Here is a 23,875-nt window from a genome sequence, read left to right as displayed (position 1 = left end):
GTGTAGGGCATGTCGCGACGGCGGGGGATCAGCCGACGTGCAGTGCCGGCGGGAGAACGCGCTCGACCCACCGCGAGGCCTGCTCGTAGGCATAGGCGAGCTGCAGAACCGCCCGGTCGGCACCGTGCCTGCCGATGATCTGAACACCCATCGGCAGACCGCGATCGTCGAACCCGACCGGGACGGCGGCGGCAGGAACACCGGTCATCGTCCAGGGCACCACCGTTTCCATCCACCGGTGATAGGTGTCCATGGGTCGACCCGCGATGGACTGCGGCCAATGTTGGTCCTTGTCGAACGGGAACACCTGAGCGGTGGGCGCGAGAACGAAGTCGTAGGTCTCGAACAATGTCGTCAGTGCGCTCTGCCAGTCGTTGCGAGCCTGCGCTGCCTTGGTGACATCGAGTGCGGTCAATGCGACGGCATGCTCCATCTCCCACAGCATTTCGGGCTTCATCAGCTCCCTCGTGCGCGGGTTCTCGTACAGATCGGCCATCCCGAGCTGCGCCCACCACCGCCACGTCAGGAACGAGTCCCAGATTTTCGCCGGGTCGTACGACGGCACGGTGCTCTCCACTGCGCAGCCGAGGTCCTCGAAGACGGTGAACGACGACTCGCACAGATCGAGGACACCGGGTTCGGTAGCCAGGTGACCGTTCCAGTCTCCGACCCACGCGATGCGGGCACCGCGGAAGCTGCGTTCGAGAGTGCGGGTGAAGATCTCCGGATCCTCGTCGATTCCGAGGGGCGCGTTGGCATCCGGGCCCGCCATCGTCGACAGCAGATGTGCGACATCGGTGACCGATCGGCCCATCGGTCCGGCGACCGCACCCTGGGCGATGAAGCCGGGCTCGGGAATTCGTCCCCACGACGGGCGAAAGCCGACCACGTTGTTGAAGGCCGCGGGGTTGCGCAGCGATCCCATGTAGTCGGTGCCGTCGGCGACGGGCAGCATGCGTAGTGCCAAGGCTGCCGCGGCACCTCCGCTGCTTCCGCCTGCAGTGCGCGAGGTGTCGTAGGGCGAGACCGTGGTTCCGTACACAGGGTTGTACGTCTGCGATCCGAACCCGAATTCCGGTGTGTTGGTCTTGCCGATGACGATGGCACCGGCCGCCTTCACACGGGCGACGAACAGATCGTCCGCCTCGGCGATGCGATCGGCGAAGATCGGTGACCCCGATGTGAACGGTAGCCCTCGGGCTGCCGACAGATCCTTCACCGCATGGGGAAATCCGTGCATCCACCCGAGATACTGCCCGTCCGAGAGCTGCCGATCTCGCTCGCGTGCCTCGGCCAGCAGCTCGTCGCGATCACGCAGGGCGACAATGGCATTGACCGTCGGATTGTGTGCCTCGATGTGGTCGAGGTACGCCGTCATGGTCTCGACGCACGAGACCTCGCGGCGCTTGATCTTGCCGCTGAGCTCGACCGCGTCGGACATCAGAAGTTCGGCAGCGGGTCCGACGGTGGTTGCCATGGTGGTTCCTTCGTTCGAGAGAGACGCAGAAGCAGGGAGGGCCGGACGCCGCGCGAACCCGAGAATGTCGGGTTCGCGCGGCGCTGTTCGATATCGAAACCGGTGCTATCCGAGGTCGACGATCGCGGCGACGGGTCCGCCACCTTCGGGGCCCTGGTGCGCTGCCGAGACCGAGACGAAGACCGCTGGGTCGCCGGTCACTGCTGCGGTGACGCCGCCGACGCACGCCTTGATCTGGCGGTGCCAATGGACGTCGGAATCGCCGAGCATGGCGTTGCGTCGTCCACGGACCGTACCGTCCTGGCTTGCTTCGCATTTGAGGAAGACGTTGACGAGCTTGCCGCCCAGATCCTTCGTGTGCGGTCGTTCGGGGAGTTCGAGACCGGCATCCTTGATCGCGTTCCAGATGCCGTCCTGATCGAGCGCGTCGTTCATCACGCTGTGTCCGATGCGGTACCGACCGCCGATTCCGCGAGTGTTACCCACGACGACGATCTGCGCACGGTCCAACTCGACGCCCGAGGAGCACGACGCCACCGAGGAGTACAGCTCACGACTGTGCATGACGTCCTCGTCGGTCGGCATATCGATCTCACCGAGCGCGACAGCGATACCGAGAGCGGTGCCGCCGTTGGACAGATCCATCGACTCGTGTGTCTGTTCGGTCCAGACGGTCTTGCCGCGGCTCTTGGCGTCACGGATGGTGTGGATCGTCAGCAGCGGGGTCTTGGTCTGCACGTAGTGCACGTCTGCTGGGTCGGTGATGCCGGCGTTGGCCATCGCATCCTTGACTGCCGCAGCCACTTTGGTGATCATCGCAGTGCGGCCGATGTCCTCGGGCATCAACTGCTCGCTCATCGCGACGCCGACCGTCAGTCGCGGCTGCTCGGTCTGCACTGCCTTGTCCGACGGTACGGTCGCGAAGATGGTGGCGTGGGGGCTGATGACTCCGTCGGTGCCACCGGACCAGACGATCGGAACCTCGCCGACATCGTGTGCGCTTCGAGTTCCTTTTGCGGACAACACTTCGCGGAATGCTCGGTCGGCGATGATGCGGGTGTAGTCGTTGACTCCGCCGTTGCCTTCGGTCTTACCGATGACTGCAATGACCCGGTCGGCGTCGAGCACCCCGTCGTCGATGAGCTTCGCCAGCTCGCTGGCATCGGACACGTTGTGGAGCGGGACCTTGCGGACCTCGATTGCGTCGGGCACTGAAATCTCCTTCATCGGGATCTGTGGGTACTGCAGAGTCGGCCGGCGTTCGCGCGGCGGGGGCTCGCCCCACGAACGTTATCGACCGTTGGACCGGGGGTGCACTGGCAAGCTTTGCCCAATCAGCGCACTTTTTTGGTTATCGGACATCCCCAGGTAGCGGTAGCGCTGCAGCCGGGAGGTCGCCAGTGCGGCAGGGTCGGCAGCGAGGAGTACGGCCAACTCGTGTTCGAGCACGGTACCGAGCCGAGACAGGAACGCCGCAGGTTCGTCGGAGGCATCCGGCCGTTCGGCCACGATCCGGTCGATGACGCCGTTACGGAGCAGGTCCAGGCTGCGCACTCCCTGCTCCTCTGCCATCTCGGCTGCGCGGTCGGTGGTGTGGAACTTGATCGCCGATGCACCCTCCGGCGGCAGTGGCGACAGCCAACCGTGCTGAGCACACAGCACCCGATCGGCGGGGAGCAGTGCGAGTGCGCCGCCGCCGGCTCCCTGGCCGAGCAGCAGGCAGATCGTCGGTGCCTTCAGTGTCGTGAGTTCGACCAAGCAGCGGGCGATCTCGCCCGCGAGGCCACCTTCTTCGGCCTCCTTGCTCAACGCGGCACCGGCAGTGTCGATGACTGTGACAAGGGGGAGTTGCAGCTCTTCCGCCAAACGCATTCCGCGTCGTGCTTCCCGGAGGCCGGCGGGACCCAACGGCTGATCGGCGAAAGTGCGGTCCTGGCCGAGAAGTACACACGCCGAGGCCCCGAACTTGGCAAGGGCCAGAAACAATCCGGGCTCGATCTCACCGGCTCCGGTGCCCTGCAACGTCGTTACCGTGTTCGCTGCCGATCGCACGAGGTGGCGTACTCCCGGCCGTTCCGGTCGTCGAGAACGACGGATGGATTCCCATGCAGGCACATCGTCGAGGTGCTCCAACGGGATGTTCGGAACCGGCGGAGGTGGCTCGTGTGGCGCACACAGGACGGCGAGCGCCGAAATGGCAACCTCACGGAGTTGCTCGGGAGGGACCACCGCGTCGACCAGGCCACGGGCGGCGAGGTTTTCGGCTGTCTGCACTCCCTCGGGAAACTTTTCGCCGTACAGCGCCTGATACACGCGCGGACCGAGAAAGCCCAGGAGCGCACCCGGTTCGGCCGCAGTGACGTGGCCGAGTGAGCCCCACGAGGCAAGTGCTCCGCCGGTCGTGGGATGGCGAAGGTAGACGGCGTAGGCGAGACCCGCCGACTTGTGCGCAGCGATAGCCGCCGAGATTTTGACCATCTGCAAGAAGGCGACCGTGCCCTCCTGCATCCGTGTTCCGCCGGAGGTCGGCGACGCGAGCAGCGGGAGCTGTTCTGCCGTGGCCTTTTCGACGGCCTGTACCAGTCGTTCGGCAGCCGCCGTTCCGATGGAGCCGGCGAGAAACCCGAACTCGCACAGGACGAGTGCCACCCGGCGCCCTGCGAGGGTGGCTTCGCCGGTCAACACCGACTCGTCGCAGCCGCTCGTTTCACGGGCCGCGGCCAGCTCGTCGAGATAGCCCTGATCCGCCGGTCCGTGCACCCCGATCGGGGGAAGCGGGTCGGTGTCCCATCGGACGAAACTGCCGGCGTCGACGACCATCTCGACGAGTTCGATCGCGCCGAGCCGGGCCGGCGCGCCGGTGCGGGTCATGGCGTCGTCTCGAGCCAGGCGCGGATCGAGTCGCCGTGCTGGTCGAGGGTCGGCGGGGCTGCGTGCGTCGTGCGCATAGCGGCACCCTCGCAATCCTCGTCCATGCGCAGCGGTGGGCCGGGCAACGTGATGGTGCCCAGGGCCGAATGGTCGACGTCGATCATCAGTCCCTGCGAACGGGTCTGTTCCCAGGTGTAGACCTCGGCCAGATCACGGACACGTCCGGCCGGTATGCCCAGCTCGCCGAGTAGTCCGAGAAGCTTGTCGGTCGGCCAGTCCGCGAAAACGGCATCGACAGCGGCGATGACGGCCTCTCTGTCGTCGACCCGTTGGGGGTTGGTGGCCCACTCCGGACGGTCCAATCCGAATGCGGGAGCGAAGCGTTGCCACAGTCCTTCACTGCCCACGGCAATCTGAACCAGCCCCTCGGACGAGTGGAACAGACCGTACGGGCAGATCGACGGGTGATGTCCGCCGGTGGGGCGGGGCACTTCGCCGGCCACGGTGTAGCGAGTGCCTTGAAACGCGTGCACCCCGACGATGGAGGCCAGCAGGCTGGTACGCACGACGCGGCCGCGGCCGGTGGTGTTGCGCTCGTGCAGTGCGGCCACGACGCCGTACGCGCCGTTCATTCCGGCGAGCAGATCACCGATGGGAACGCCGACCCGAGTGGGCTCGTCCTTCGACGGCCCGGTCAGGGACATCAATCCTGCTTCGCCCTGAGCGATCTGGTCGTAACCGGGGCGCGTGCCTTCTGGCCCGTCGTGGCCGAAACCGGTGATGGACAGGATCACCAGACGCGGGTTCAGCTCGTGCAATGCCTCCATGCTGTAGCCGAGGCGAGCGAGAACGCCGGGGCGAAAATTCTCGACGAGTACGTCGGCGCGGCGGATCAATGCAGTGAGCGTTTCTCGGCCGTCGACAGCTTTCAGGTCGAGTGCGATGGATTCCTTGTTGCGATTGCACGAGAGGAAGTACGTCGAGTGTCGATCGCCCTCGTCGTCGGCGACGAAGGGTGGGCCCCAACTTCGGGTGTCGTCACCGCCGCTGGGCGATTCGACCTTGATCACTCGCGCGCCGAGGTCCCCGAGCATCATCGCGGCATGGGGTCCGGCGAGTGCCCGCGACAGGTCGACGACCAGGCAGTCGGAGAGCGGTCCGACCGTCATCGGATTGCGTTCCGAGACAGGGGAGCGATGTCGGTGTCGAACTCGAATCGATCGTTGCGAAGCGTCATGCGTCCGAGTCAACGTGCCGGTCGCGGCCCCGTCGTGGGCAAAAGTTGCCGACGCTGAGGGGTCGCTTTCGGACAGTTCGAGCGAGCGCGAGCCGTGTGGACGGATGGCCGACGAGGGGCCCATAATCGGCGACCATGGATACCCACGTAGTCGACCATCCCTTGACCGCAGCGCTTTTGACGACGATGCGCGACGTCCACAGTGACAACGCGACCTTCCGTTCAGCGCTGCGGCAGCTGACACACACGTTGGTGTACGAGGCTTTGCGTGATGCCCCGGTGGACACTTTCGAGGTCGACACCCCGGTTGCCCGCACCACGGGTGTGCGGTTGGCGAACCCACCTCTGCTGGTTCCTGTTCTCCGGGCAGGGCTGGGCATGGTGGAGCAGGCGAGTGCGCTCATTCCGCGATCCGGTGTGGGATTCATCGGCATGGCGCGAGACGAAGAGACACTGCAGCCGGTGCCGTACCTCGAGTCTCTCCCCGCAGATCTCGCCGGCACGCCGGTGTTCGTTCTCGACCCGATGTTGGCCACAGGCGGGTCCATGACCGCGACGATCGACTTGCTCGTCGCACGTGGAGCAACCGACGTGGTCGTCGTGTGCGTCGTCGTCACACCTGAAGGCCTTGCAGCGCTGGAGAAGTCAGGACATCCTGTCCGCGTGGTCTGTGCCGCCGTCGATGATGAGCTCAACGATCAGGGCATCATCGTGCCAGGACTGGGGGATGCGGGAGACCGTCAATTCGGGCCTCGGTGACGATCCGACGCAGAGGAGTCGTCGAGGTAGTTGTTGTCGTATCGAAACACCATGTCGTTTCCCGAGCGGGTCAGTCAATCGGGAAGAAGGGTCTTCCCTGGTAGGCATCGGCTGCATCGACCTCTCGTAGCTCGAGTGCTTGAATCATGTCGGATCCAGCGGTGGCACAAACGATCCGGCGCGCGTGAGCAGTGCGATATCGCACCCCAGAGCATCCGCGACCGCGACCATGCTGTCGAGCTGCACTGTGTTCTTTCCTCCTTCGAGTGCTTGAACGGTGGAACGACCCACCCCGGCGAGCAACGCCAACTCGGCTTGGGTCATGCGCAACTGATGGCGACGCGCGACGAACGTTTCGGCCAGTTCTCACGAGTGCTTACGGGCTCGTCGTCGCGGTTCCGCCATCATCGCTCCTTGTGCTTGCCCTGGCATGCATATTGGAACTTCCCCGAAGGCTCTGCCGACAATGAGCCCCTATGCCTGCTTCAGCAGGCAGAAAGTGTGGAAACGTCGTCTCGCAGGGGGAGGGCTCGCTATGCGTGCGTTGGCAAGCGCACTGATGGTCCGAGGTACGCCAATGTGCTGTGGAACGGCCGTCGGTGGACAGGAACCGTAGGTGTTGGCCCGAAGTCGACTCGCGTGCAGCATCTCGTGCGGCATAGTGGCCTCCATTGTCCGATGCGGCCGAAAGCGGTAATCCTGTGAAGAATTCGGTTAGAACCGGCAGCGACAAATGGGTCGTCGTCGATGTCGAGACCTCGGGTCTGAAGGCATCCCGTGATCGAGTGCTCAGTGTGGCCGCTCTGACGGTCGACGAGGACGGACGTGTCGGACGCGAACTGTCGACTCTGGTCAACCCGGGTTGCGATCCTGGCCCGGTGCACATTCACAAACTGACGCCCGAACGGCTTGCCGGTGCGCCGACGTTCGACATGATCGCTCCGCAACTCATGGATCTGCTGGATGGTCGAACTTTGGTCGCGCACAACGCGAGTTTCGATCACGGGTTCTTGAAGCTCGAATCGATGCGTGCGGGCATCGACATGCCGACGAAGCAACGGTTGTGCACCGTGGCATTGTCGAGGCGACTACAACTCGATACTCCCAACCACAAGCTGTCCACCCTGGCCGCGCACTGGAAAGTGCTGCAGTCCAATGCGCACGACGCCTACGACGATGCCCTAGTGCTGGCGCAGGTGTTCACCCACAGCGCTCGGCTGGCCAGGTCGCTCGAACTTCCCCTTCCAGTCGTCACGTGCACCGAGCGTCTGACGCTGTATCCGGATACCGTTCCCCGCACACATTGCGCGTGGGAGAACCCAGGTCCACTTGCCGAGGACGGCGGTCTCGTTCAGGGCATGCGAGTCGTGATCAGCGGCGACACGCGAATCCCGCGATTGCGCTTGGCCGCTCAGCTCACGGAAGCCGGACTGGACGTGATGAATTCCGTCAGTCGATTCACGAGTGTGGTGGTGTGTTCGGATCCCACAACGGAAAGCGGAAAAGTCGAAAGGGCGCGCGCCCATGGCCTTCGCATCATCTCGGAGTCGGAATTGCTCGACTTGCTCCGGAATGTGCAGCCAGGAACGCCGAAAGGTATTCGGCCGCAGACCCAGCCGAAACCAGCCGAGCAGCAGCCCGATCCAGTCGTCAAGCCCTGGCAGACAAGAAGGGTCTTGGTCATGGGCGGTTCGCACGCCGAGTCGGTACTCATGCGGTCGCGCCTGATCCAACTCGGTGCGACACCGGCTGTGAATCTCAGCGCCGGCGTGACCGACATCCTGATCTTGGACGGCGGCGATGGAGACCCGCGGATGCCGAAAGTGAAGGAACGGGATCTCACGTTGCTGACACCGGCAGCGATCGACCGAGAACTGAATATCGAAGTTCCCGCGCCGCTCCCTGCTCGGCGGTCCCGAATCGCTCCGTTGGTGCCACGGGGTGGCGTCGTCGACCTCGACCCTGATCAGGCAGTGCTGACGGTCAACAGTTCCTGGCGTGCAGACGACTCCGATCGGGTCGGTGTAGATGTAGTCGCGTTCTTGCTGTCCGACGATGAATTGGTCGCCAGTGACGAGGATTTCGTGTTCTACAACGCTCCGGTCACCTCGGACGGTGCCGTCTCGATGTCGATCGATGGTGACAGCGAACAGGGTGTGCGGATCGACCTTTCACTCGTTCCCGAGGATTGCGTGCGTATCACCGTCGCCGCAGCAATCGACGGTGACCACACATTCGGTGACCTAGGCGCGGTATCGGTGTCGCTCGATGGACTCGATTCGGCGGTCGCGACAGCGGTGCTGGATGCCGCGACCACGGAACGATCGATGCTGCTCGCAGAGATCTACCGCCGCGGGAGTGGCTGGCGCTTCCGGCCGATCGGTCAGGGCTACGACGACGGATTGGCAGAATTGGCGGTGCGGTTCGGCGTGGAGGTCGATGGGTAGTCGCGCTGCGTCGCGTCGACCGGTAACGCGACTCGGCCGTCGAGCGACGTCACCAATGGACGGATCGAGTCGGTGGCCGGACCACGGCCGGCGACGTTGTGCAGGACGTGCCGCCACGAAAGGCCCTCGAATGAACCGCACCAGCCGACGCATTGCAGTATTGACCGGACTTCTGGCGCTTCCGCTCGCCGCCGGCACCACCATGGGGGCTGCGACCGCCAGTGCCGACGAATGGCATTACGGTCCTGTCTATCGCGCCGAGCAGTCCGGGGAAGGCGCGCAATACTTTTGCAACAAGGCGCTGTCACTCGAGAAGGCGTCGCAGTCGTACATCGTGGTGTCGTGCACCAACGTCGAGAACACCGATACCTGGTACCGAATCGTGGTGAACCCCTACAACTGGGGTTGGAGCAGTTAGTCCTACACCAGTTCGATGACCTCCAACGCCCCGTCGGCGTGGGAACTCCGCAGCCTTTTCTTGTCGTATTTGCCCACGCTCGTTTTCGGGACCTCGTCGATGAAGGTCCATCGTTCCGGCAACTGCCAATGCGCGACGCGGCTGTCGAGGAACTCTTTCAGTTCTTCGGCCGTCACCGACGCACCCTCGCGCACGACGACAGCGACCAGTGGCCGTTCGTCCCACTTCGGGTCGGGCACACCGATGACCGCGGCCTCACGAACAGCCGGATGTCCCATCACCTGGTTCTCTAGTTCCACCGAGGAGATCCATTCACCGCCGGACTTGATGATGTCCTTGGATCGATCGGTCAGGCGGAGGTAGCCGTTCTCGGAGATGGTGCCCACGTCACCGGTTCGCAGCCAACCGTCGTCGAACTTGTCGTCCGCGTCGGCGCGGTAGTAGCTGCCGGTGATCCACGGGCCGCGGACCTCGAGCTCGCCGACGGTCTTCCCGTCCCACGGCAGGACCGTTCCGGCGTCGTCGACGAGTCGTGCCCGAACGCCGGCAACGAATCTGCCTTGTGTGCAACGTAAGTCGAACTCGTCCTCCGGCGACAGTCCTGCGTCGGGCCTACCGGAGGTGCCGAGTGGTGACGTCTCGGTCATGCCCCATGCCTGCGAGATGTGCACGCCGTACTTCTCGTGGAATGCCTTCATCAGACTCGGCGGGCACGCGGCACCGCCGACCACCACATCACGCAGACTCGACAGATCCGCCGGGTGTTCGTCCAGATGAGCGAGCAGGGCCTGCCAGATGGTCGGGACAGCAGCCGCCGCTGTCGGACGTAGCGTCGACATCATTTCTGCCAACGGAGCCGGCTGCAGAAACCTGTCGGGCATGATCAGTGACGCACCGACCATCAGCGCCGCATACGGGAGCCCCCACGACATCGCGTGGAACATCGGCACGATGGCCAACACCTTGTCGGACTGCGCAATTGCCATCGCGTCGGTCATGCACGCCTGCATGGAATGCAGGTAGATCGAGCGATGCGAGTACACGACCCCCTTGGGATCGCCGGTGGTGCCCGAGGTGTAACACATTGCGGCAGCTGATCGTTCGTCGAGTTCGGGCCAATCGAACTCCTCCGGGTTGCCCGCCAGCAGGTCCTCGTAGCCGAGCACCTCGATACCGTCGGGTGCAGTGACCTGCGCCGGGTCGACCCCAACGACCACGAGGTGTCGCACGGTCTCGAACGTCGGCAGCAACGGCGTCAGCAGGGGGAGCAGACTGGCGTCGGCGATGATCACCTGATCCTCGGCATGATTGACGATGTAGGTGAGCTGCTCGGGGAAGAGTCGAATGTTCAGGGTGTGCAGCACTGCGCCCATCGCCGGAATAGCCATGTAGGCCTCCATATGCGGGGCGTTGTTCCACATGAATGTCGCGACTCGCTGATCGTCGTCGATCTCGATGGAACGCAGGCCGTGAGCCAATTGTGCTGCCCGCCTGCCCAACTCCCCGAATGTCACCGTGGTGGGCCCGGTGTCGGTCCACGTGGTGATCTCGGCCGAGGAGTGGATGGACGTCCCGAATCGAACCAGCTGGCCGATGGACAGTGGGGTGTCCTGCATGGTGCTCTTCACGACGATCTCGCTTTCGATGTCCCGGCGCGGGTGCACGTCGTTGTGCTCCGCGTCACAACATGCACACTACGGACTCGACGCGAGGAGGGTGCGTAACTTGGTACTCATGGCCACTACTTCGGATGACGCTCGTGCCCTCGGCGACGAGGCATTCGTTTCGCTCACCACCTTCCGTCGATCCGGTGCGCCGGTATCGACGCCGGTGTGGATCGCCCGAGACGGCGACAACCTGGTCGTCATCACTCCCGCGGACAGCGGCAAGGTCAAGCGCATCAGGAACTCCGATCGCGTGGAGCTCCGCCCGTGCAGTCGGCGCGGATGGGTGCCCGATGACGCTGTGGCGGTGACCGGCTCGGCAACCATCGTCACCGGAGACGCCGCCTCGAGACCGACATCGGTATTGAAGAAGAAATACGGCATCGAATACCGCATCGTCATGCTCGTCGAACTGATCATTGCTCGACGCCGCAAGCCGCGGGTGATTCTGTCGATCGCCACCGACTGAGGTCGGTTCACATCAGGGCAGCATCCACCGCCGCAACGATGTCGACCCAGATCTCCGACGTGGGATCGACGACGGCGAAGTGCCCACCCGGTCCTTCGACCGAAACAACGGAATCGGAACTCGCGGATGCGGCAGCGTAGTACGCGCGGCTGATCTCGAGCAGATTGGGATCGTCGCCCACTGCGGACACCACCAGCTGTGGAACACCGAGGGGCAGCCGAGACATCGGTGACGACTCCTCGTAAATGCGCCGCGCCTCCGCGTAACGGGCACCCATCGCGTTCGATACCGCACCCTCCCCGAGCCACCGCTCGTCGCCGACTCTCAGGTCGAGCACCCCGGCCAGACTCACCGCCAGGGCAGGGGCCACCCGTTCTCCGACAGAATCGGCCGCAAGTCGCAGGGCCAGTTGGCCTCCCGCGGAATGGCCCATCAGGACGATTCGAGACAGATCCAGCGAGGCGGGTGCCGTCTCCAGCGCGGCGAGAGCAGCCGCGACATCTTCGGTCGTCGCATCCCACCCGTGTTCGTCGGGTCGGCGATATTCGACATTCCAGGTGGCGTACCCGCGTGCGGTCAGATCGACCGCCATCGCATCCATCAGGTCGAATTCCCACCTCGAACGCCAGTACCCGCCGTGAATCAGTACGGCGACGGGGAACGGGCCGTCGCCTTCTGGCACCCGCAGTTCGACGCGTTGCTCGGGGTGATCTCCGTACGTCACGATCGTGCCGGGGTGGAAGCGGTGGAAGTAGACACTGTCGATCGCGAACCGGAGACCGTCGAGACCGCGGCCCCGGATATGTGCGCGAATACCCTCGGATCTATCAGGTGCGCACTGACCGAAGTCGACGCGAACGACGCTGCTGTACAACGACGAATCGACCTCCGCTCCATCGCCGGGAACGACGACGACCTCATCGGAACCGGTTGCAGCGTCGACAATTCCGCCCGACAGACCGCGGGTGGACAGCGCCCTCGCGACCAGCTCCTGCGCGGTCTGCAGATCGGCGAACACTCCGGGCGCGGCAACGATATCGATGTGCTTCGAGTCTTCCGTCATGGGTTCACGCTACCCAGAGGGCGTCGACCGAGCCCGCGTTGGCGCACGGGCTCGGTCGAAAGACGCGGATCAGGCGTCGACGGCCGCGTTCAGCTCACGCAGCCGGGGGAGTGCGCGGTTGGTGAGTAGATCCTCGCGGATCTCGGCAGAGACAGCCATGCTGTCCTTCCACAGTGACCGGCCTGCCATCGCTCCACGTGCACCGTTGGCGACGGCGATGCGGACCTGCTCGATGAACGTCTCGTGATCGACGCCCGCCGACAGCACGGCCCACGGAACACCCTGTGCCGCTTCGGTAACGGCAGCGCAGGCCTCGGCGGAACCGGGGTAGGGGAGCTTGAGCACCTTGGCACCGCACTCGACCGAAATGCGCGTGGAGTCGGCGATGATCTTGCCGAAGCCGGCCTTGTAGTCCTCGTCCGACTCGCCCTCGAGCTGGTACGTCAAGATCTCGACGATGAGAAGCAGACCCTCGGCCGAGCAGGCCTTGACGAGGTCGCGGATCTCCTCGGCAACACGGGAGTCGACGCCCTGCTGCTCGGGGCGCATGTAGAACAGCATCTTGGCGACGTCGCCGCCGAGGTCACGCACGACGCGCGGGGTCACGCCGTCGACGAAACGGGTGTAGCGCAGACCGTCGGTCTCCTCGAAGCCCGACGCATCCATGCCGACCACCAACGCGGTGCCCCGCGAGAGCACACCGTCGTCGACGATCTTCGGCAGTGCCACCTCCGGGTCCAGCAGGATGGCCGGCGCGTGATTGCCGAGGTAGCGAACCAGATCGGCTTTGGCCTCGGCGAGCTGCTCGACGGTGATCGAGCCCGGCCCGTCGACGGCGTCCTTCATGACGGCCTTCATGCCGTTGCGCTGATCTCCGGCGACGATGAGCATGTTGCCGTCTTCGGTGGAAATGGCAGCCATTCCGCGACGTTCGAGGGTGGTGAGTTCGTTCATCTTCTTCTCCTGGTGGGTGTTGGGGTCGAGCGCGAGTGGGACAACGTTGTCTCACTGCAGAAATGTGGGCTCAGATTTCTATGAGCGTCAGTAGTCGGGCGGCGAACAGTGCTGCACCGTAGGCGGTGTCCTGGGATCTGGTCGAGACCGAGACGTCGGGCAGTACCTGAGCCCGGGCATCTCGTACGCTGGCCATGCCGGCCCAGCCGCCGGTGAGCAATGTCGTCCTGGCGGGCGGCACCTCGGCGTCGAGTGCCTCGATAAGGCGAGCCACTTCGTCGTTGCCGTGCAACAGAATCGAGCGGAACAGCTCGGCCGAATCGATCCCGTCGGTACGGACCGTGATGGACAGCACGCCGTCGTCGTTGCGGGCGCCGGCGATGTCGATACCGCCGTCGGTGAACGGTCCACCTGCAGGCAGTGCGCACACTCGCTGGTCCAGTAGGTCGCGACCGGCACGATCGCTGATGTCGCACAGCTGCAACGCCCGTCGCATCAGCAAGCCGGTCTTCACTCCCGCGACGAGCACATGTTGCCCCGGAACCACGTGGCGCACCGAGTTGATGAGGTGTTCGGCCAGCCTGCTCCGTGCGTCGGTGGTCAACGGAGTGTCGAGCACCCGCAGCAGCACCTCGGCAGTGCCCATCGACACGTGGTATCGGTCGGGCGGGATAGCTCCGCCGGACACCGCGGAGACGAGATGATCGTGACCGGCCACGGTCAATCGAGCTCCGGCAATCGTCTCGGGAAGTGTTGGTGCGTCGGCAGTTCCGAGATCGGTTCCGGCGTCGACCAGTGGCGGCATGAAGTCGGTGCCGACACCCAGGTGCGCCAACATCTCCGACCACGGCTCGCCGCTGTCCTGATCGAGTAGTCCGGTGCGTGAACTCAGCGAGTAGTCGGCCACCGCACGACCGCCGAGGGACAGGACGACGAACTCCGGCAGATTGAACCAGCGAAGCCCGTCGAGGCTCAGTCCGTTGTCACGTAGATGAGCAATCTTGACGACGGAGACCTGAACGCCGACGGGAAGTCCGGTCTTGCCGGCGAACTGATCGCGGAGGTGCCGGGGCAGTGCCTCTACCTGTTGCTGGCCGCGCGGATCGAACCACGCGAAGGCCGGTGCACGGACAACGTTGTCTTCATCGAGAAGGAATCCCGTCTCACCCATCCCGGACACCGCGATGGCGTCGATGCGGGCGGCCGGGTCGCCGGTTGCCTCGGGCAGTCGGCGAGCGACCTCATCGAGTAAGTGCCCGATGGTGTACAACAGCTCTTCGGCGGCCAGGTCGGTGGTTCCGCCCGGGCCGTGCCGCCACGGTGTGGGACTCTGCTCGATGAGCAGCTCGGTGCCTGCATCGTCGGTGACGAGTACTTTGACGCCGGTGCTCCCGAGGTCCAGTCCCGCAACAAGTCTGGGGTTCACGGAGTAGTTCTCATTTCTCTACGGGTAGGGGGAGTGCGTGTGAAAGTCGTTCCACCAGAGTGGTCGGCGCAATCTGCTGCTCGGGTTCGAGATAGGGATCGTCGAACCGCTGCACCAGGCGGTCGAATGCGAGGGTGCCGATGCGATATGGGTCTTGGTCGATGCAGGTCACCGACGGGCTGACGGCGTCGGCGAGCGAGAAATTGCCGAACGACACCATGGCTACGTCGGTGCGCCCGATCTCGTGCAGAACCGACACCACGGCGGTCGCGTGTCGTGCGTTGGCGACGAAGAACGCAGTCGGTGGATTGTGCTGCGCCAGTAGACTCTTCACTACAGGCCGCACCGAATCTGCGGCGTGGGATACCGGAGGGGCGAGCGCGGCCTCCGGCTCTTGGCCGAGATCGGCGAGAACGTCGAGGTACGCCTGCCTGCGCAACTGCGCGGTCTGCAGGCGATCGTCGAAGCCGAGCAGAGCAATTCGCGTGTGCCCGCTTGCCACCAACTTCTCGACGGCTCGCTTGGCGGCACCGTAATCGTCGACGATGACAGAATCGAAACCGGTGATCGAGCGGTCGATGGTGACCGTGGGCAGTGTGCGACGCCGAGGTACGAGGAAGTCGCTGTGGTCGCCGACCGGCGCGAGAATGATGCCCCGCACGTGTTGTCCGGCCAGGAGAGCCAGCTGATCCCGTTCGCGCTGGGCATCGAAGCCGGTGCTGCCGACGATGACGGCGAGCCCGTGTTCGAGTGCGCGATCTTCGACGGCACTGACCAGTGATGCGAAGAAGACGTCGTCGATGGAGTCGACGACGATCCCGATGGTGTTGCCCGACCCCGATTTCAGGGACCTGGCGGCGGAGTTCGGAACGTAGTTCAGTGCCTGCACCGCAGCCTCGACCCGCTCGCGCAGCTCAGGCAGGACCGTATCCACGCCGTTGACGACGCGTGAGACGGTCTTGAAGCTGACGCCCGCCAAGGCGGCGACGTCTTTGATGCTGGCGCGCTCGGTCACGTGAACTCTCGATCGGAGGAAGTGTGTCGCTGTTGCACGTATGCGAGACAACGTTGTCTTGTATGATTCCCGCTATGCCTCATGTCTGTCAAGACGTCCTCGGAATCGAACGGGAATCCCTGCCGGTCCTGGTGGTTGCCGGCGCGGCGGGCAGTGGCAAAACGACGCTGGGTAGAGAGCTGGCGCGCCGTCTCGGCACGGCCCTGCTCGACCTGGACACCATCACCAATCCGCTACTGGACGAACTGGATTCGCTGATCGAAGGCCCGCACTGGAACAGTGCCGGTCCCCATTCGGAGCGAATTCGCGCCGGGCGCTACGCCGTGGTGCGCGCCGCTGCCCGGGATCTCGTACAACTCGGTCAGCGGCCCGTCCTCGTTGCGCCCTTCACCCGCGAATTGACGGGTGCGCCCGAATGGACGCTACTCGTGAACGAATTGTCCCCAGCCGCAACGAAGGTGATCCACGTCGACGGATCGCCGGAGCTCCTGGCGCGACGCCGGGCCGCTCGTGGGGCGGATCGCGATGCCCACCGGCCGGTGGATCCGCCCGCTCGGACGCCGCGCATTCCGCACCTACGCGTCGACGCCGAACTGACGACCGCGCAGCAAGCCGATCTCGTTGCCCGAGAACTCGGGCTCAGCTGATGGTGTGAGTGGTTCCGGGAGTGCAGGATTCGCGCTCGATCAGCTCGACGCCGAGGATGTTGCGCCGTTTGTAACGGCGCCCGGGATTTTCGATTCGACCCAGCAGTCGTTCGATGGCCAGATGGCCAAGTCGAGCCGGGTTCTGATCGATCACCGTCACCGGTGGCATCACTGCATCGGCGAGGGGAAAGTCGCCGAATCCGACGAACGCCAGATGCAGCAAGTTCATCTGCTGTAGAACAGGCACGCAGGCCATTGCCACTCGCGCGTTCGACAGAAACAGTGCAGTAGGGGGACTGTCGAGTGCGGTCAAGTCGGTCAGTGCCACACGGGCGTCCTCGCGGTCCAGCACACCCAGAGCGACGAGAGCCTCGTCGAACTCGATTCCCCGTGCCTGCAACGACTCTCGATATCCGACCAAGCGATTGCGGCTGGTCGGGATCCCGGCACTGTCGCCGATCACGGCGATGCGGGTATGACCCAGATCGAGGAGATGATCGGTGGCCAGTACCGCCCCGCCGTGATCGTCGTCGACGAAGCTGTCGGCTTTGAGGCCGTCGGGTGCGCGGTCGACGAACACCGTCGGAGTCTTGTCGATCCAGCGCTCCAGGTATGCGTGGTCCGCACCCGTCGGCGCGATGATCAAGCCGCTCAACTGCCTACGCAGCAGCGACTCCACCAACGCCTGTTCCTGATCTCCGTCGTGACCGAGGCTGGTGACGAGAACTGCCATGTCGTCCTGGCGGGCCCGTTCCTCCACTGCGCGTGCGATGGAGGAGAAGAAGGGGTCGTCGATGTCCGGTACGGCGACACCGATGGCCGCCGTCTGGCCGTTGCGAAAGGAGGTCGCCATCGTGTTCGGCACATAGTTGAGCGACTCGAGCGCTTCGGCAACGCGGGCACGAGTATCGGGATCGACGTGCGGGTCGTTGTTGTACACCCGTGAGACGGTCTTGGCACTGACCTTGGCCAGCGCCGCGACGTCTTGCATGGTGGTCATGATCTACCCCGTCTGCTCGTCCTCGTCCCGTCAGCGACTGGTGTAGCCGCCGTCCACCGGCAACGACACTCCGGTCACCATGGAAGCATCATCGCTCAGCAAGAAGGCAATCGGCGCGGCAATCTCGTCTTCGGTGGCCCAGCGTCCCAGCGGCATCTGCGCCAGGAACGGCTCCTCGATCTCCGGGCGACCCCAGTAGAACGCCGACATCTCCGTCATGACGACCGTCGGGTTCACACCGTTGACGCGAATGCCGTGGCGGCCGAGTTCGAGTGCGGAGACCCGAGTGATGTTGTCCAAGGCTGCTTTCGAGGACCCGTAGGAGATGTGTCCGGTCAGAGCGACGAGACTGGCCTGGCTCGAGACGTTGACGATGGCTCCGGTGCCCGCGGCGATCATGGCGGGGACGGTGTACTTGATGACCAACAGTGCGCCGCGCGCATTGATGGCGATGACCTTGTCGAAGATCGAGATGTCGGTGTCCTGAGGCGTGGCGATCTCGCCGCCGAAACCGGCGCAGTTGACCACCCCGTACAGCTCGAGGCCCGCGACGGCGTCGCGAACACTGTCCTCGGACGTCAGATCGAACGCCAGGGGCGTGGCCCCGGTCTCGTCGGCCAGCTTGTCGAGCGCGTCCACCGACTGGCCCGCCGCGACGACGTCGGCACCGTCGGCCACCAAGCGCCGAACCGTTGCCGAGCCGATGCCTCCGCTGGCACCTGTCACCAAGATCTTGCGGCCGTCGAACTTTGCCATGGGGGTCTACCTTCACTGTTCCGAGTGGTCATGTCATCGGTGTCATTCGTCCCGGAGTGGACGCGTATGTCATCGGTGTCATGGACGGTACCGCAGCGCGTCGTTCCCGTCGCGAAAACGGTGTAGATCGTCCATTTGTCCAGTTCAGAGACGGTACTCCGTGGTCGGATATCGGCCTCGTACTGCGGCGGAACAACTGCCGGGTCGACAGGCCATGTCACCGGTGACATGAATTTTCGCGAAACACGTGACAATGCGAGTTGTGTGGGTCACACTCGTTAACACAGCGAGCCCCGCAGGGAGCTCGACATGCCGCGCAGGCCCAGTTCTCGAACCGTGCTGCACCGGCGTCGGCGGGGGCGTCCTGTCCCACACCCGAACGTTTCCATTCGACCGAGGAGTACCCATGGCCACCGTTGCACCTGCTGCGACACCGATCCTCGAAGCGAGGGGATTGTCGAGGAGCTTCGGAAACGTGCGCGCCCTCGACGACGCAGACTTCGACATCTACCCGGGTGAGGTCGTCGCCCTCATCGGCGACAACGGCGCAGGCAAGTCCACGATGGTCAAGGCTCTTTCGGGCAGCCTGGCCGTCGACACCGGAGAGATCCTGTTCGACGGCACCGCAGTCGATCTCGACAGTCCGACGGTGGCGGCAGAGCTCGGAATCGAGACGGTGTTCCAGGATCTCGCGCTCGCTCCGCATCTCAACGCGCAACAGAACATGTTTCTCGGACGCGAACTGCCGGCCAAGGGGCCGCTCGGCCGCCTCGGTTTCCTCGACGTCTCCACGATGCGCAAGCAATCACAGGATGCGCTCGACGAACTCGGTGCAACCGTCCGCAGCCTCACCGTCCCGGTGGGATCGATGTCCGGCGGCCAGCAACAGGCAATCGCCATCGCGCGTGCCGTCGCCTGGGCCAAGGGCGTCGTCTTTCTCGACGAACCGACCGCCGCCCTCGGTGTGGTGCAGACGCGCAACGTCCTCGACACCATCCGCCGGGTCGCGGACAGGGGAGTGGCCGTGGTGTTCATCAGCCACTCCATGCCGCACGTGATGGAAGTAGCCGACCGCGTCCAGGTGCTGCGGATGGGCAAGCGCGTGGCCACCCTCGACGCCAAGAACACGACCATGGAAGAACTCGTCGGTGCGATGACCGGCGCAACCACCGGAGCAACACGATGAGCAACCAGACCATCTCCCCATCGCTCGAGCCGTTGCCTCCCGGCGACAGGCCGTCACGGCACACGTTCGATCTCGTCGAGTCGCTCGGAAAATTGGCGCGAGTCCAGGTTTTTCAGATCGTGCTGGTGCTGGCAGCGATCTGCCTGGTGTTCTCGATCATGGCCCCCGGCAGCTTCCCCGAATGGGGCAACATCCGGCAGATCATCCAGAACGTCTCCATCCTGGCCGTCCTCGGGATCGGCATGACGTTCGTGATCGTCACCAGCGGCATCGACCTCTCGGTCGGCTCGGTGCTCGTCTTCTCCGGCGTCGTATCGGCGAAGACGATGGCCGCGATCGGCGGCGACGGCTGGGGAGTGGCGGCCGTCGGCATCGTGGTGGCGCTGGGATGCGGCCTGTGCTGGGGCCTGCTGAACGGATTTCTGATCGGTAAGGCGAAAGTGCCTCCGCTGATCGTCACACTCGGCACACTGGGCGGGGCGCTCGGTCTGTCGCAGGTCATCACCGGCGGCGTCGACATCCGCGACGTACCACCGGTTCTCGTCGACACGATCGGCTACGGAAACCTGCCTGCCACCACCATCCCGTTGATCTCGAGCATCGCCTTGGTGCTGGTCGTCATCTTCGGAATCGTTCTGCACCGCACCAAGTTCGGCCTCTACACCTTCGCCGTCGGCTCCAAGGAGCAATCCGCCCGCCGCGTCGGCATCAAGGTGGACATGCATCTGGTCAAGATCTACGCACTCTCCGGCACCCTCGCCGGGTTGGCGGGCATACTGTCGCTGTCTCAGTACGGCACCACCGCGATCGCCGGCCAGTCCCAGACCAACCTCAATGTCATTGCGGCAGTGGTCATCGGTGGAACCAGCCTCTTCGGCGGCATCGGCACCATGTTCGGCACCGTCGTCGGATTGTTCATTCCGGCCGTACTGCAGAACGGCTTCGTCATCGTCGGAGTACAGCCCTTCTGGCAGCAGGTCGCCGTCGGTGCGGTTCTCATCGCCGCGGTGTACTTCGACCAACGTCGACGCGATGCTGCAAGTCGAGGCCAATCGTCCAGCTCCCTCAAGAGACTCTGGTCTCGAAGTCCCTAGCTTCGGACCGGCCCTGAACTCCCTCACTCGCAACCCCTTACAAGAAAGTCGACCATGATCACATCACGCACCGCCGTCGTTGCACTGAGTGTCGCTTCGGTCTCCGCCATGTTCCTGGCGGGTTGTTCGTCCGACTCCGGAAGCGGTGGCGGCAGCGGCAAGATCGCCTTCATCCAGGGCGTCAGCGGCGACGAATTCTATATCAGCATGCAGTGCGGAATCGAGGCCGCAGCCAAGGATGCAGGCGTCACCGTCGACACCCAGGGGCCGGTGAAGTTCGACCCGACGCTGCAGAAGCCGATCGTGGATTCGGTTGTGGCATCACGGCCGTCGGCCATTCTCATTGCGCCCACCGACGTCGCCGCCATGCAGGCCCCCCTCGAGGCAGCCTCCAGGGCCGGTATCAAGGTCGTCCTGGTCGACACCACTCTCGAAGATCCGTCCATCGCGGTCTCCTCCATCTCGTCCGACAACAAGGGCGGTGGCGCAGAGGCATTCAGCGCCATCGAGCGGCTCAGCCCGGCAGGCGGCAAGGTACTGGTGATCTCCACCGATCCAGGAGTCTCCACCGCCGACGCCCGAGTGGAAGGCTTCGAGGAAGCCGTCGGAGCGAACTCGGCCTTCGATTACCTGGGCGTGCAGTACAGCCACAACGATCCGGCCGAAGCAGCCCGTCTGGTCTCGGCCGCACTGGCCAAGGACCCCGACATCGTCGGCATCTTCGCCGCCAACACCTTTGCGGCCGAAGGCACCGCAACCGGAGTTCGGCAGGCAGGCAAGCAGGATCAGGTCAAGATCGTCGGCTTCGATGCGGGCCCGGCGCAGGTCAAGCAGCTTCGTGAGGGAACGGTGCAGGCCCTGATCGCTCAGCAGCCCGGCACCATCGGCACCGATGGCGTCGAGCAGGCCATGGCTGCCATCGACGACAAGCCGGTCACCGCCGAGATCTCCACCGGTTTCCACGTCATCACCGCCGACAACATCGACGGCGAAGGCGCACAGTACGTCTACAAGTCGTCTTGCTGATTCACCCCTGAACTGCGGTGGTGCTCCTGGTGGCAGAACCTGCCCGGGAGCGCCACCGCTCACCACGTCCGTTTCATCTTCAGCCGACTCGAGGACCGAAGTCATGACCGAGCTTCGTCGCACCACGTTGGAACACCTACCGGCGACCGTCGCGAGGCCCGAGTACGACGCGGACGAACTGCACTGCGGTGTGGTTCATTTCGGTGTCGGTGCGTTTCACCGCGCACATCAGGCGGTCTACTTCGACCGATTGCTCGCGGCCGGGCACCTGGACTGGGCGCTGTGCGGGGTAGGAGTGCTGCCCCAGGACAAGAGAATCGGAGAGGTCCTAGACGCCCAGGACTACCTCTACACAGTCGTGACCGTCGACCCCGACGGCATACGTGACGCCCGAATCGTCGGCTCCGTCGCCGATTTCGTCTTCGCACCCGACGATCCGCAGGCCGTCATCGATGTGCTGAGTTCACCGTCCACGATGATCGTGTCCCTGACCATCACCGAAGGCGGTTACGGCGTCGACGATCTCACGGGCGCATTCGAGCCCACCGACCCGTCGGTGCTGGCGGATCTCGAGGATCTCTCCATACCCAAGAGCGTCTTCGGTTTTCTGACCGTGGCTCTCGCCACCCGTCGATTCCATGGAGTACCGCCGTTCACCGTGATGTCGTGCGACAACATCGTCCACAACGGAGCGGTCACGCGCACCGCGCTGACGTCCTTCGCGCGCCACCACGACCGCGATCTCGCCGACTGGATCGATGCCACGACCGCGTTCCCCAATTCGATGGTCGACCGCATCACGCCGGCAACGACGTCGACCGTCATCGAGGATGCTCGACGTGACTTCGGCATCGACGATCGGTGGCCCGTCCAGTCGGAATCGTTCTCGCAGTGGGTACTCGAAGACACCTTCTCGTTCGGGCGGCCACCGTTCGACGAAGTAGGAGTGCAACTCGTCTCCGATGTCGCACCGTACGAGCACATGAAACTTCGGCTGCTCAATGGATCCCACCAGGCCATGAGCTACCTCGGCATCCTCGCCGGATACACCCACGTTCACGAGGTGATGGCGGATCCGGACATGCGTGAATTCGTCGCATCGTACATGCGTGCGGAGGCTGCCCCGACGCTCGCGCCGGTGCCGGGGATCGACCTCGACACCTACATAGAGCAACTGCTGCAACGATTTTCGAGTCTGGCCGTTCGAGACACCCTCGAACGTCAGATCGTCGACGCCTCCGCGCGAATCCCGAAATTCGTGCTGCCGGTACTGCGAGATCGGTTGGCGCACGATCGGACCGTCGATCATTGCGCGTTGATACTCGCCGGATGGTGTGGGGTGTACGAGCGTGGAGACGTGCCCATGATCGACGTCGATGCGGAGCGTCTGCAGCGACTGTCGTGGGAAGACCACGACAATCCCGGAGCATTCCTGACCAATCGCGCAGTGTTCGGGGACCTCTCGGTTAGCCCGCGACTACGAGGTGCGTACCAGCGAGCCAAGCGTTCGCTGCAGGACAACGGTGCGAGGGGCGCGGTACGACGACTGGTCGAACAGTCGTCGGTGAGTCACACCTTGTAGTAGACCATCTGGTGACTGGTGGCCAGCAAAATCCCGCCCTCGGTCCACAATTCGGCAGTCTGGTCGAAGTAGCCCTGGTGAAATCGGCGTGCCCGCGCGGTGCCGAGGACGTATCCGTCGGAATGCTGCTCGAGATCCTCGGGCGTAGCGAAGTAATGGGTAGTCAACGAGATCGTCCCAGCCGGAACATACGTGCCGAGCCGCTGGAAGATCCGCGGATAGAACACATCGCTCAGCGAGGTCAGGGCCGCGAAGTCCATCGGCCGCGGTGGTGTGTCGCGGATCCACAGAGTCTCGGTCGAGTCAGCGGACTCCTGATCGCTCAGTGCGCCGTGCACGAAACGCATCTCGTAGTTCTGTGCCCACGCGATGGCGTCGGGAAGACCGCCCTGCTTCGTGTCGGCGGGGGAGGGAACGTCAGGGGCCGTCGCCTCGATGTTGTCCCAGGTCTCACGACGCGAACCGAACACCGCGGTCGCGGTCGTCGCCACCGCACCGTTCTGAGTCAGTTCGAGATACCAGTGCTGGTTGCTTCGGTTGGTCCGCACAGGGCGAGCCGAGATCTCGAAATCACCCTCGGCGACAGGACCGGCGAAGTTCACCGTCAACGAGACCGGTGTTCCCTGGCAGTCGGGATGGAGCTCGATGGCCCGGACGAACGATGCAGCAGTGATTCCGCCGAACGGGCCGACCATGTTGTTGTACGACGGCGACGTACGTCCGGCGTACGTGCCGTCGCCGACACTCTCGAGTGCGACTGCTGCGTCGAACGGGTGCATTGAAT

At 64.3% G+C, this 23,875-nt stretch carries 22 protein-coding genes; 9 read left to right on the top strand and 13 right to left on the bottom strand.

Annotated elements, in window-relative coordinates; all coding sequences use genetic code 11:
- Positions 1–28: 28 nt before the first annotated feature.
- The 4 genes from AB0O58_RS14680 to AB0O58_RS14665 all read right to left on the bottom strand — a co-directional run bounded on the left by AB0O58_RS14680 (position 29) and on the right by AB0O58_RS14665 (position 5,517).
- Positions 29–1,477, bottom strand: a complete 1,449-nt coding sequence (locus tag AB0O58_RS14680; protein WP_027497746.1) for an amidase — start codon at positions 1,475–1,477, stop codon at positions 29–31.
- A gap of 105 nt (positions 1,478–1,582) precedes the next feature.
- A complete protein-coding gene (locus tag AB0O58_RS14675; protein WP_366238334.1) occupies positions 1,583–2,689 on the bottom strand; it encodes a ring-opening amidohydrolase in 1,107 nt (368 codons plus the stop codon).
- A 78-nt stretch (positions 2,690–2,767) separates the two neighbouring features.
- Positions 2,768–4,348 (bottom strand): carboxyl transferase domain-containing protein, encoded by a 1,581-nt coding sequence (locus AB0O58_RS14670; protein WP_094623190.1) that lies wholly within the window; start codon positions 4,346–4,348, stop codon positions 2,768–2,770.
- Positions 4,345–5,517 (bottom strand): CoA transferase, encoded by a 1,173-nt coding sequence (locus AB0O58_RS14665; RefSeq protein WP_032364454.1) that lies wholly within the window; start codon positions 5,515–5,517, stop codon positions 4,345–4,347. The genes AB0O58_RS14670 and AB0O58_RS14665 overlap by 4 nt, the downstream gene beginning before the upstream one ends.
- 203 nt (positions 5,518–5,720) lie before the next feature.
- Here AB0O58_RS14665 and upp point away from each other — a divergent pair, with 203 nt between their 5' ends.
- Positions 5,721–6,344, top strand: a complete 624-nt coding sequence (upp, locus tag AB0O58_RS14660) for a uracil phosphoribosyltransferase (protein ID WP_032393066.1) — start codon at positions 5,721–5,723, stop codon at positions 6,342–6,344.
- A 144-nt stretch (positions 6,345–6,488) separates the two neighbouring features.
- Here the strand turns inward: upp and AB0O58_RS14655 are convergent, their stop codons facing one another.
- A complete protein-coding gene (locus AB0O58_RS14655; RefSeq protein WP_287452534.1) occupies positions 6,489–6,707 on the bottom strand; it encodes a helix-turn-helix domain-containing protein in 219 nt (72 codons plus the stop codon).
- Positions 6,708–7,045: 338 nt separating this feature from the next.
- On the opposite strand from AB0O58_RS14655, the gene AB0O58_RS14650 reads away from it, so the two are divergent.
- Both AB0O58_RS14650 and AB0O58_RS14645 read left to right on the top strand, forming a co-directional pair.
- On the top strand, positions 7,046–8,791 hold the full coding sequence (locus tag AB0O58_RS14650; protein ID WP_094643665.1) for a TerD family protein: 1,746 nt from the start codon (positions 7,046–7,048) through the stop codon (positions 8,789–8,791).
- Positions 8,792–8,921: 130 nt separating this feature from the next.
- A complete protein-coding gene (locus AB0O58_RS14645) occupies positions 8,922–9,209 on the top strand; it encodes a hypothetical protein (RefSeq protein WP_287452531.1) in 288 nt (95 codons plus the stop codon).
- A gap of 2 nt (positions 9,210–9,211) precedes the next feature.
- Here the strand turns inward: AB0O58_RS14645 and AB0O58_RS14640 are convergent, their stop codons facing one another.
- Entirely contained in the window at positions 9,212–10,837 is a 1,626-nt protein-coding gene (locus AB0O58_RS14640) for a long-chain fatty acid--CoA ligase (RefSeq protein ID WP_366238333.1), read from the bottom strand.
- A gap of 106 nt (positions 10,838–10,943) precedes the next feature.
- On the opposite strand from AB0O58_RS14640, the gene AB0O58_RS14635 reads away from it, so the two are divergent.
- Positions 10,944–11,342, top strand: a complete 399-nt coding sequence (locus AB0O58_RS14635; protein WP_366238332.1) for a PPOX class F420-dependent oxidoreductase — start codon at positions 10,944–10,946, stop codon at positions 11,340–11,342.
- A gap of 7 nt (positions 11,343–11,349) precedes the next feature.
- On the opposite strand, the gene AB0O58_RS14630 is transcribed toward AB0O58_RS14635, so the two are convergent.
- The 4 genes from AB0O58_RS14630 to AB0O58_RS14615 form a co-directional block, all read right to left on the bottom strand.
- Complete coding sequence (locus tag AB0O58_RS14630; RefSeq protein WP_366238331.1) at positions 11,350–12,405, bottom strand: alpha/beta hydrolase; 1,056 nt, start codon at positions 12,403–12,405, stop codon at positions 11,350–11,352.
- A gap of 69 nt (positions 12,406–12,474) precedes the next feature.
- Positions 12,475–13,359: a hypothetical protein gene (locus AB0O58_RS14625; RefSeq protein ID WP_366238330.1), complete on the bottom strand. Its 885-nt coding sequence runs from the start codon at positions 13,357–13,359 to the stop codon at positions 12,475–12,477.
- Between the two features lie 70 nt (positions 13,360–13,429).
- On the bottom strand, positions 13,430–14,785 hold the full coding sequence (locus AB0O58_RS14620) for an FGGY family carbohydrate kinase (protein ID WP_366238329.1): 1,356 nt from the start codon (positions 14,783–14,785) through the stop codon (positions 13,430–13,432).
- Between the two features lie 10 nt (positions 14,786–14,795).
- A complete protein-coding gene (locus tag AB0O58_RS14615) occupies positions 14,796–15,800 on the bottom strand; it encodes a LacI family DNA-binding transcriptional regulator (RefSeq protein WP_366238328.1) in 1,005 nt (334 codons plus the stop codon).
- A 74-nt stretch (positions 15,801–15,874) separates the two neighbouring features.
- Between AB0O58_RS14615 and AB0O58_RS14610 the strand changes: the two genes are divergently transcribed.
- A complete protein-coding gene (locus AB0O58_RS14610) occupies positions 15,875–16,447 on the top strand; it encodes an AAA family ATPase (RefSeq protein WP_283315498.1) in 573 nt (190 codons plus the stop codon).
- Here the strand turns inward: AB0O58_RS14610 and AB0O58_RS14605 are convergent.
- Together AB0O58_RS14605 and AB0O58_RS14600 are read right to left on the bottom strand one after the other, a co-directional pair.
- A complete protein-coding gene (locus AB0O58_RS14605) occupies positions 16,440–17,447 on the bottom strand; it encodes a LacI family DNA-binding transcriptional regulator (protein WP_027497732.1) in 1,008 nt (335 codons plus the stop codon). The genes AB0O58_RS14610 and AB0O58_RS14605 overlap by 8 nt on opposite strands.
- Positions 17,448–17,477: 30 nt before the next feature.
- The gene (locus AB0O58_RS14600; RefSeq protein ID WP_027497731.1) at positions 17,478–18,203 is read right to left on the bottom strand and encodes an SDR family oxidoreductase; all 726 of its coding nucleotides are present in this window, start codon (positions 18,201–18,203) and stop codon (positions 17,478–17,480) included.
- A gap of 406 nt (positions 18,204–18,609) precedes the next feature.
- Between AB0O58_RS14600 and AB0O58_RS14595 the strand changes: the two genes are divergently transcribed.
- The 4 genes from AB0O58_RS14595 to AB0O58_RS14580 all read left to right on the top strand — a co-directional run bounded on the left by AB0O58_RS14595 (position 18,610) and on the right by AB0O58_RS14580 (position 23,091).
- Positions 18,610–19,389: an ATP-binding cassette domain-containing protein gene (locus AB0O58_RS14595; RefSeq protein ID WP_032364377.1), complete on the top strand. Its 780-nt coding sequence runs from the start codon at positions 18,610–18,612 to the stop codon at positions 19,387–19,389.
- Entirely contained in the window at positions 19,386–20,483 is a 1,098-nt protein-coding gene (locus AB0O58_RS14590; RefSeq protein WP_287452525.1) for an ABC transporter permease, read from the top strand. Before AB0O58_RS14595 ends, AB0O58_RS14590 begins: the two co-directional genes overlap by 4 nt.
- Before the next feature lie 54 nt (positions 20,484–20,537).
- Positions 20,538–21,509, top strand: coding sequence for an ABC transporter substrate-binding protein (locus AB0O58_RS14585; protein WP_283550899.1), 972 nt, complete (start codon positions 20,538–20,540; stop codon positions 21,507–21,509).
- 103 nt (positions 21,510–21,612) lie between these two features.
- On the top strand, positions 21,613–23,091 hold the full coding sequence (locus tag AB0O58_RS14580) for a mannitol dehydrogenase family protein (protein WP_287452524.1): 1,479 nt from the start codon (positions 21,613–21,615) through the stop codon (positions 23,089–23,091).
- Here the strand turns inward: AB0O58_RS14580 and AB0O58_RS14575 are convergent.
- Complete coding sequence (locus tag AB0O58_RS14575) at positions 23,079–23,870, bottom strand: thioesterase family protein (RefSeq protein ID WP_032399135.1); 792 nt, start codon at positions 23,868–23,870, stop codon at positions 23,079–23,081. The genes AB0O58_RS14580 and AB0O58_RS14575 overlap by 13 nt on opposite strands.
- Positions 23,871–23,875: the final 5 nt, after the last annotated feature.

This window comes from Rhodococcus sp. NPDC080181, assembly GCF_040702225.1.
GTDB classification, from domain to species: Bacteria; Actinomycetota; Actinomycetes; order Mycobacteriales; family Mycobacteriaceae; genus Rhodococcoides; species Rhodococcoides fascians.
This window is presented reverse-complemented; position numbering and strand designations above follow the sequence as displayed.

What these genes read in the sequence shown, in the direction of transcription:
- AB0O58_RS14635 (WP_366238332.1), top strand. Translation starts at nt 10,944, where the DNA reads ATGGCCACTACTTCGGATGACGCTCGTGCCCTCGGCGACGAGGCATTC.
- upp (WP_032393066.1), top strand. Translation starts at nt 5,721, where the DNA reads ATGGATACCCACGTAGTCGACCATCCCTTGACCGCAGCGCTTTTGACG.
- AB0O58_RS14600 (WP_027497731.1), bottom strand. Translation starts at nt 18,203, where the DNA reads ATGGCAAAGTTCGACGGCCGCAAGATCTTGGTGACAGGTGCCAGCGGA.
- AB0O58_RS14625 (WP_366238330.1), bottom strand. Translation starts at nt 13,359, where the DNA reads ATGAACGAACTCACCACCCTCGAACGTCGCGGAATGGCTGCCATTTCC.
- AB0O58_RS14665 (WP_032364454.1), bottom strand. Translation starts at nt 5,517, where the DNA reads ATGACGGTCGGACCGCTCTCCGACTGCCTGGTCGTCGACCTGTCGCGG.
- AB0O58_RS14680 (WP_027497746.1), bottom strand. Translation starts at nt 1,477, where the DNA reads ATGGCAACCACCGTCGGACCCGCTGCCGAACTTCTGATGTCCGACGCG.
- AB0O58_RS14630 (WP_366238331.1), bottom strand. Translation starts at nt 12,405, where the DNA reads ATGACGGAAGACTCGAAGCACATCGATATCGTTGCCGCGCCCGGAGTG.
- AB0O58_RS14645 (WP_287452531.1), top strand. Translation starts at nt 8,922, where the DNA reads ATGAACCGCACCAGCCGACGCATTGCAGTATTGACCGGACTTCTGGCG.
- AB0O58_RS14590 (WP_287452525.1), top strand. Translation starts at nt 19,386, where the DNA reads ATGAGCAACCAGACCATCTCCCCATCGCTCGAGCCGTTGCCTCCCGGC.
- AB0O58_RS14580 (WP_287452524.1), top strand. Translation starts at nt 21,613, where the DNA reads ATGACCGAGCTTCGTCGCACCACGTTGGAACACCTACCGGCGACCGTC.
- AB0O58_RS14595 (WP_032364377.1), top strand. Translation starts at nt 18,610, where the DNA reads ATGGCCACCGTTGCACCTGCTGCGACACCGATCCTCGAAGCGAGGGGA.
- AB0O58_RS14585 (WP_283550899.1), top strand. Translation starts at nt 20,538, where the DNA reads ATGATCACATCACGCACCGCCGTCGTTGCACTGAGTGTCGCTTCGGTC.
- AB0O58_RS14575 (WP_032399135.1), bottom strand. Translation starts at nt 23,870, where the DNA reads ATGCACCCGTTCGACGCAGCAGTCGCACTCGAGAGTGTCGGCGACGGC.
- AB0O58_RS14605 (WP_027497732.1), bottom strand. Translation starts at nt 17,447, where the DNA reads ATGACCACCATGCAAGACGTCGCGGCGCTGGCCAAGGTCAGTGCCAAG.
- AB0O58_RS14670 (WP_094623190.1), bottom strand. Translation starts at nt 4,348, where the DNA reads ATGACCCGCACCGGCGCGCCGGCCCGGCTCGGCGCGATCGAACTCGTC.
- AB0O58_RS14610 (WP_283315498.1), top strand. Translation starts at nt 15,875, where the DNA reads ATGCCTCATGTCTGTCAAGACGTCCTCGGAATCGAACGGGAATCCCTG.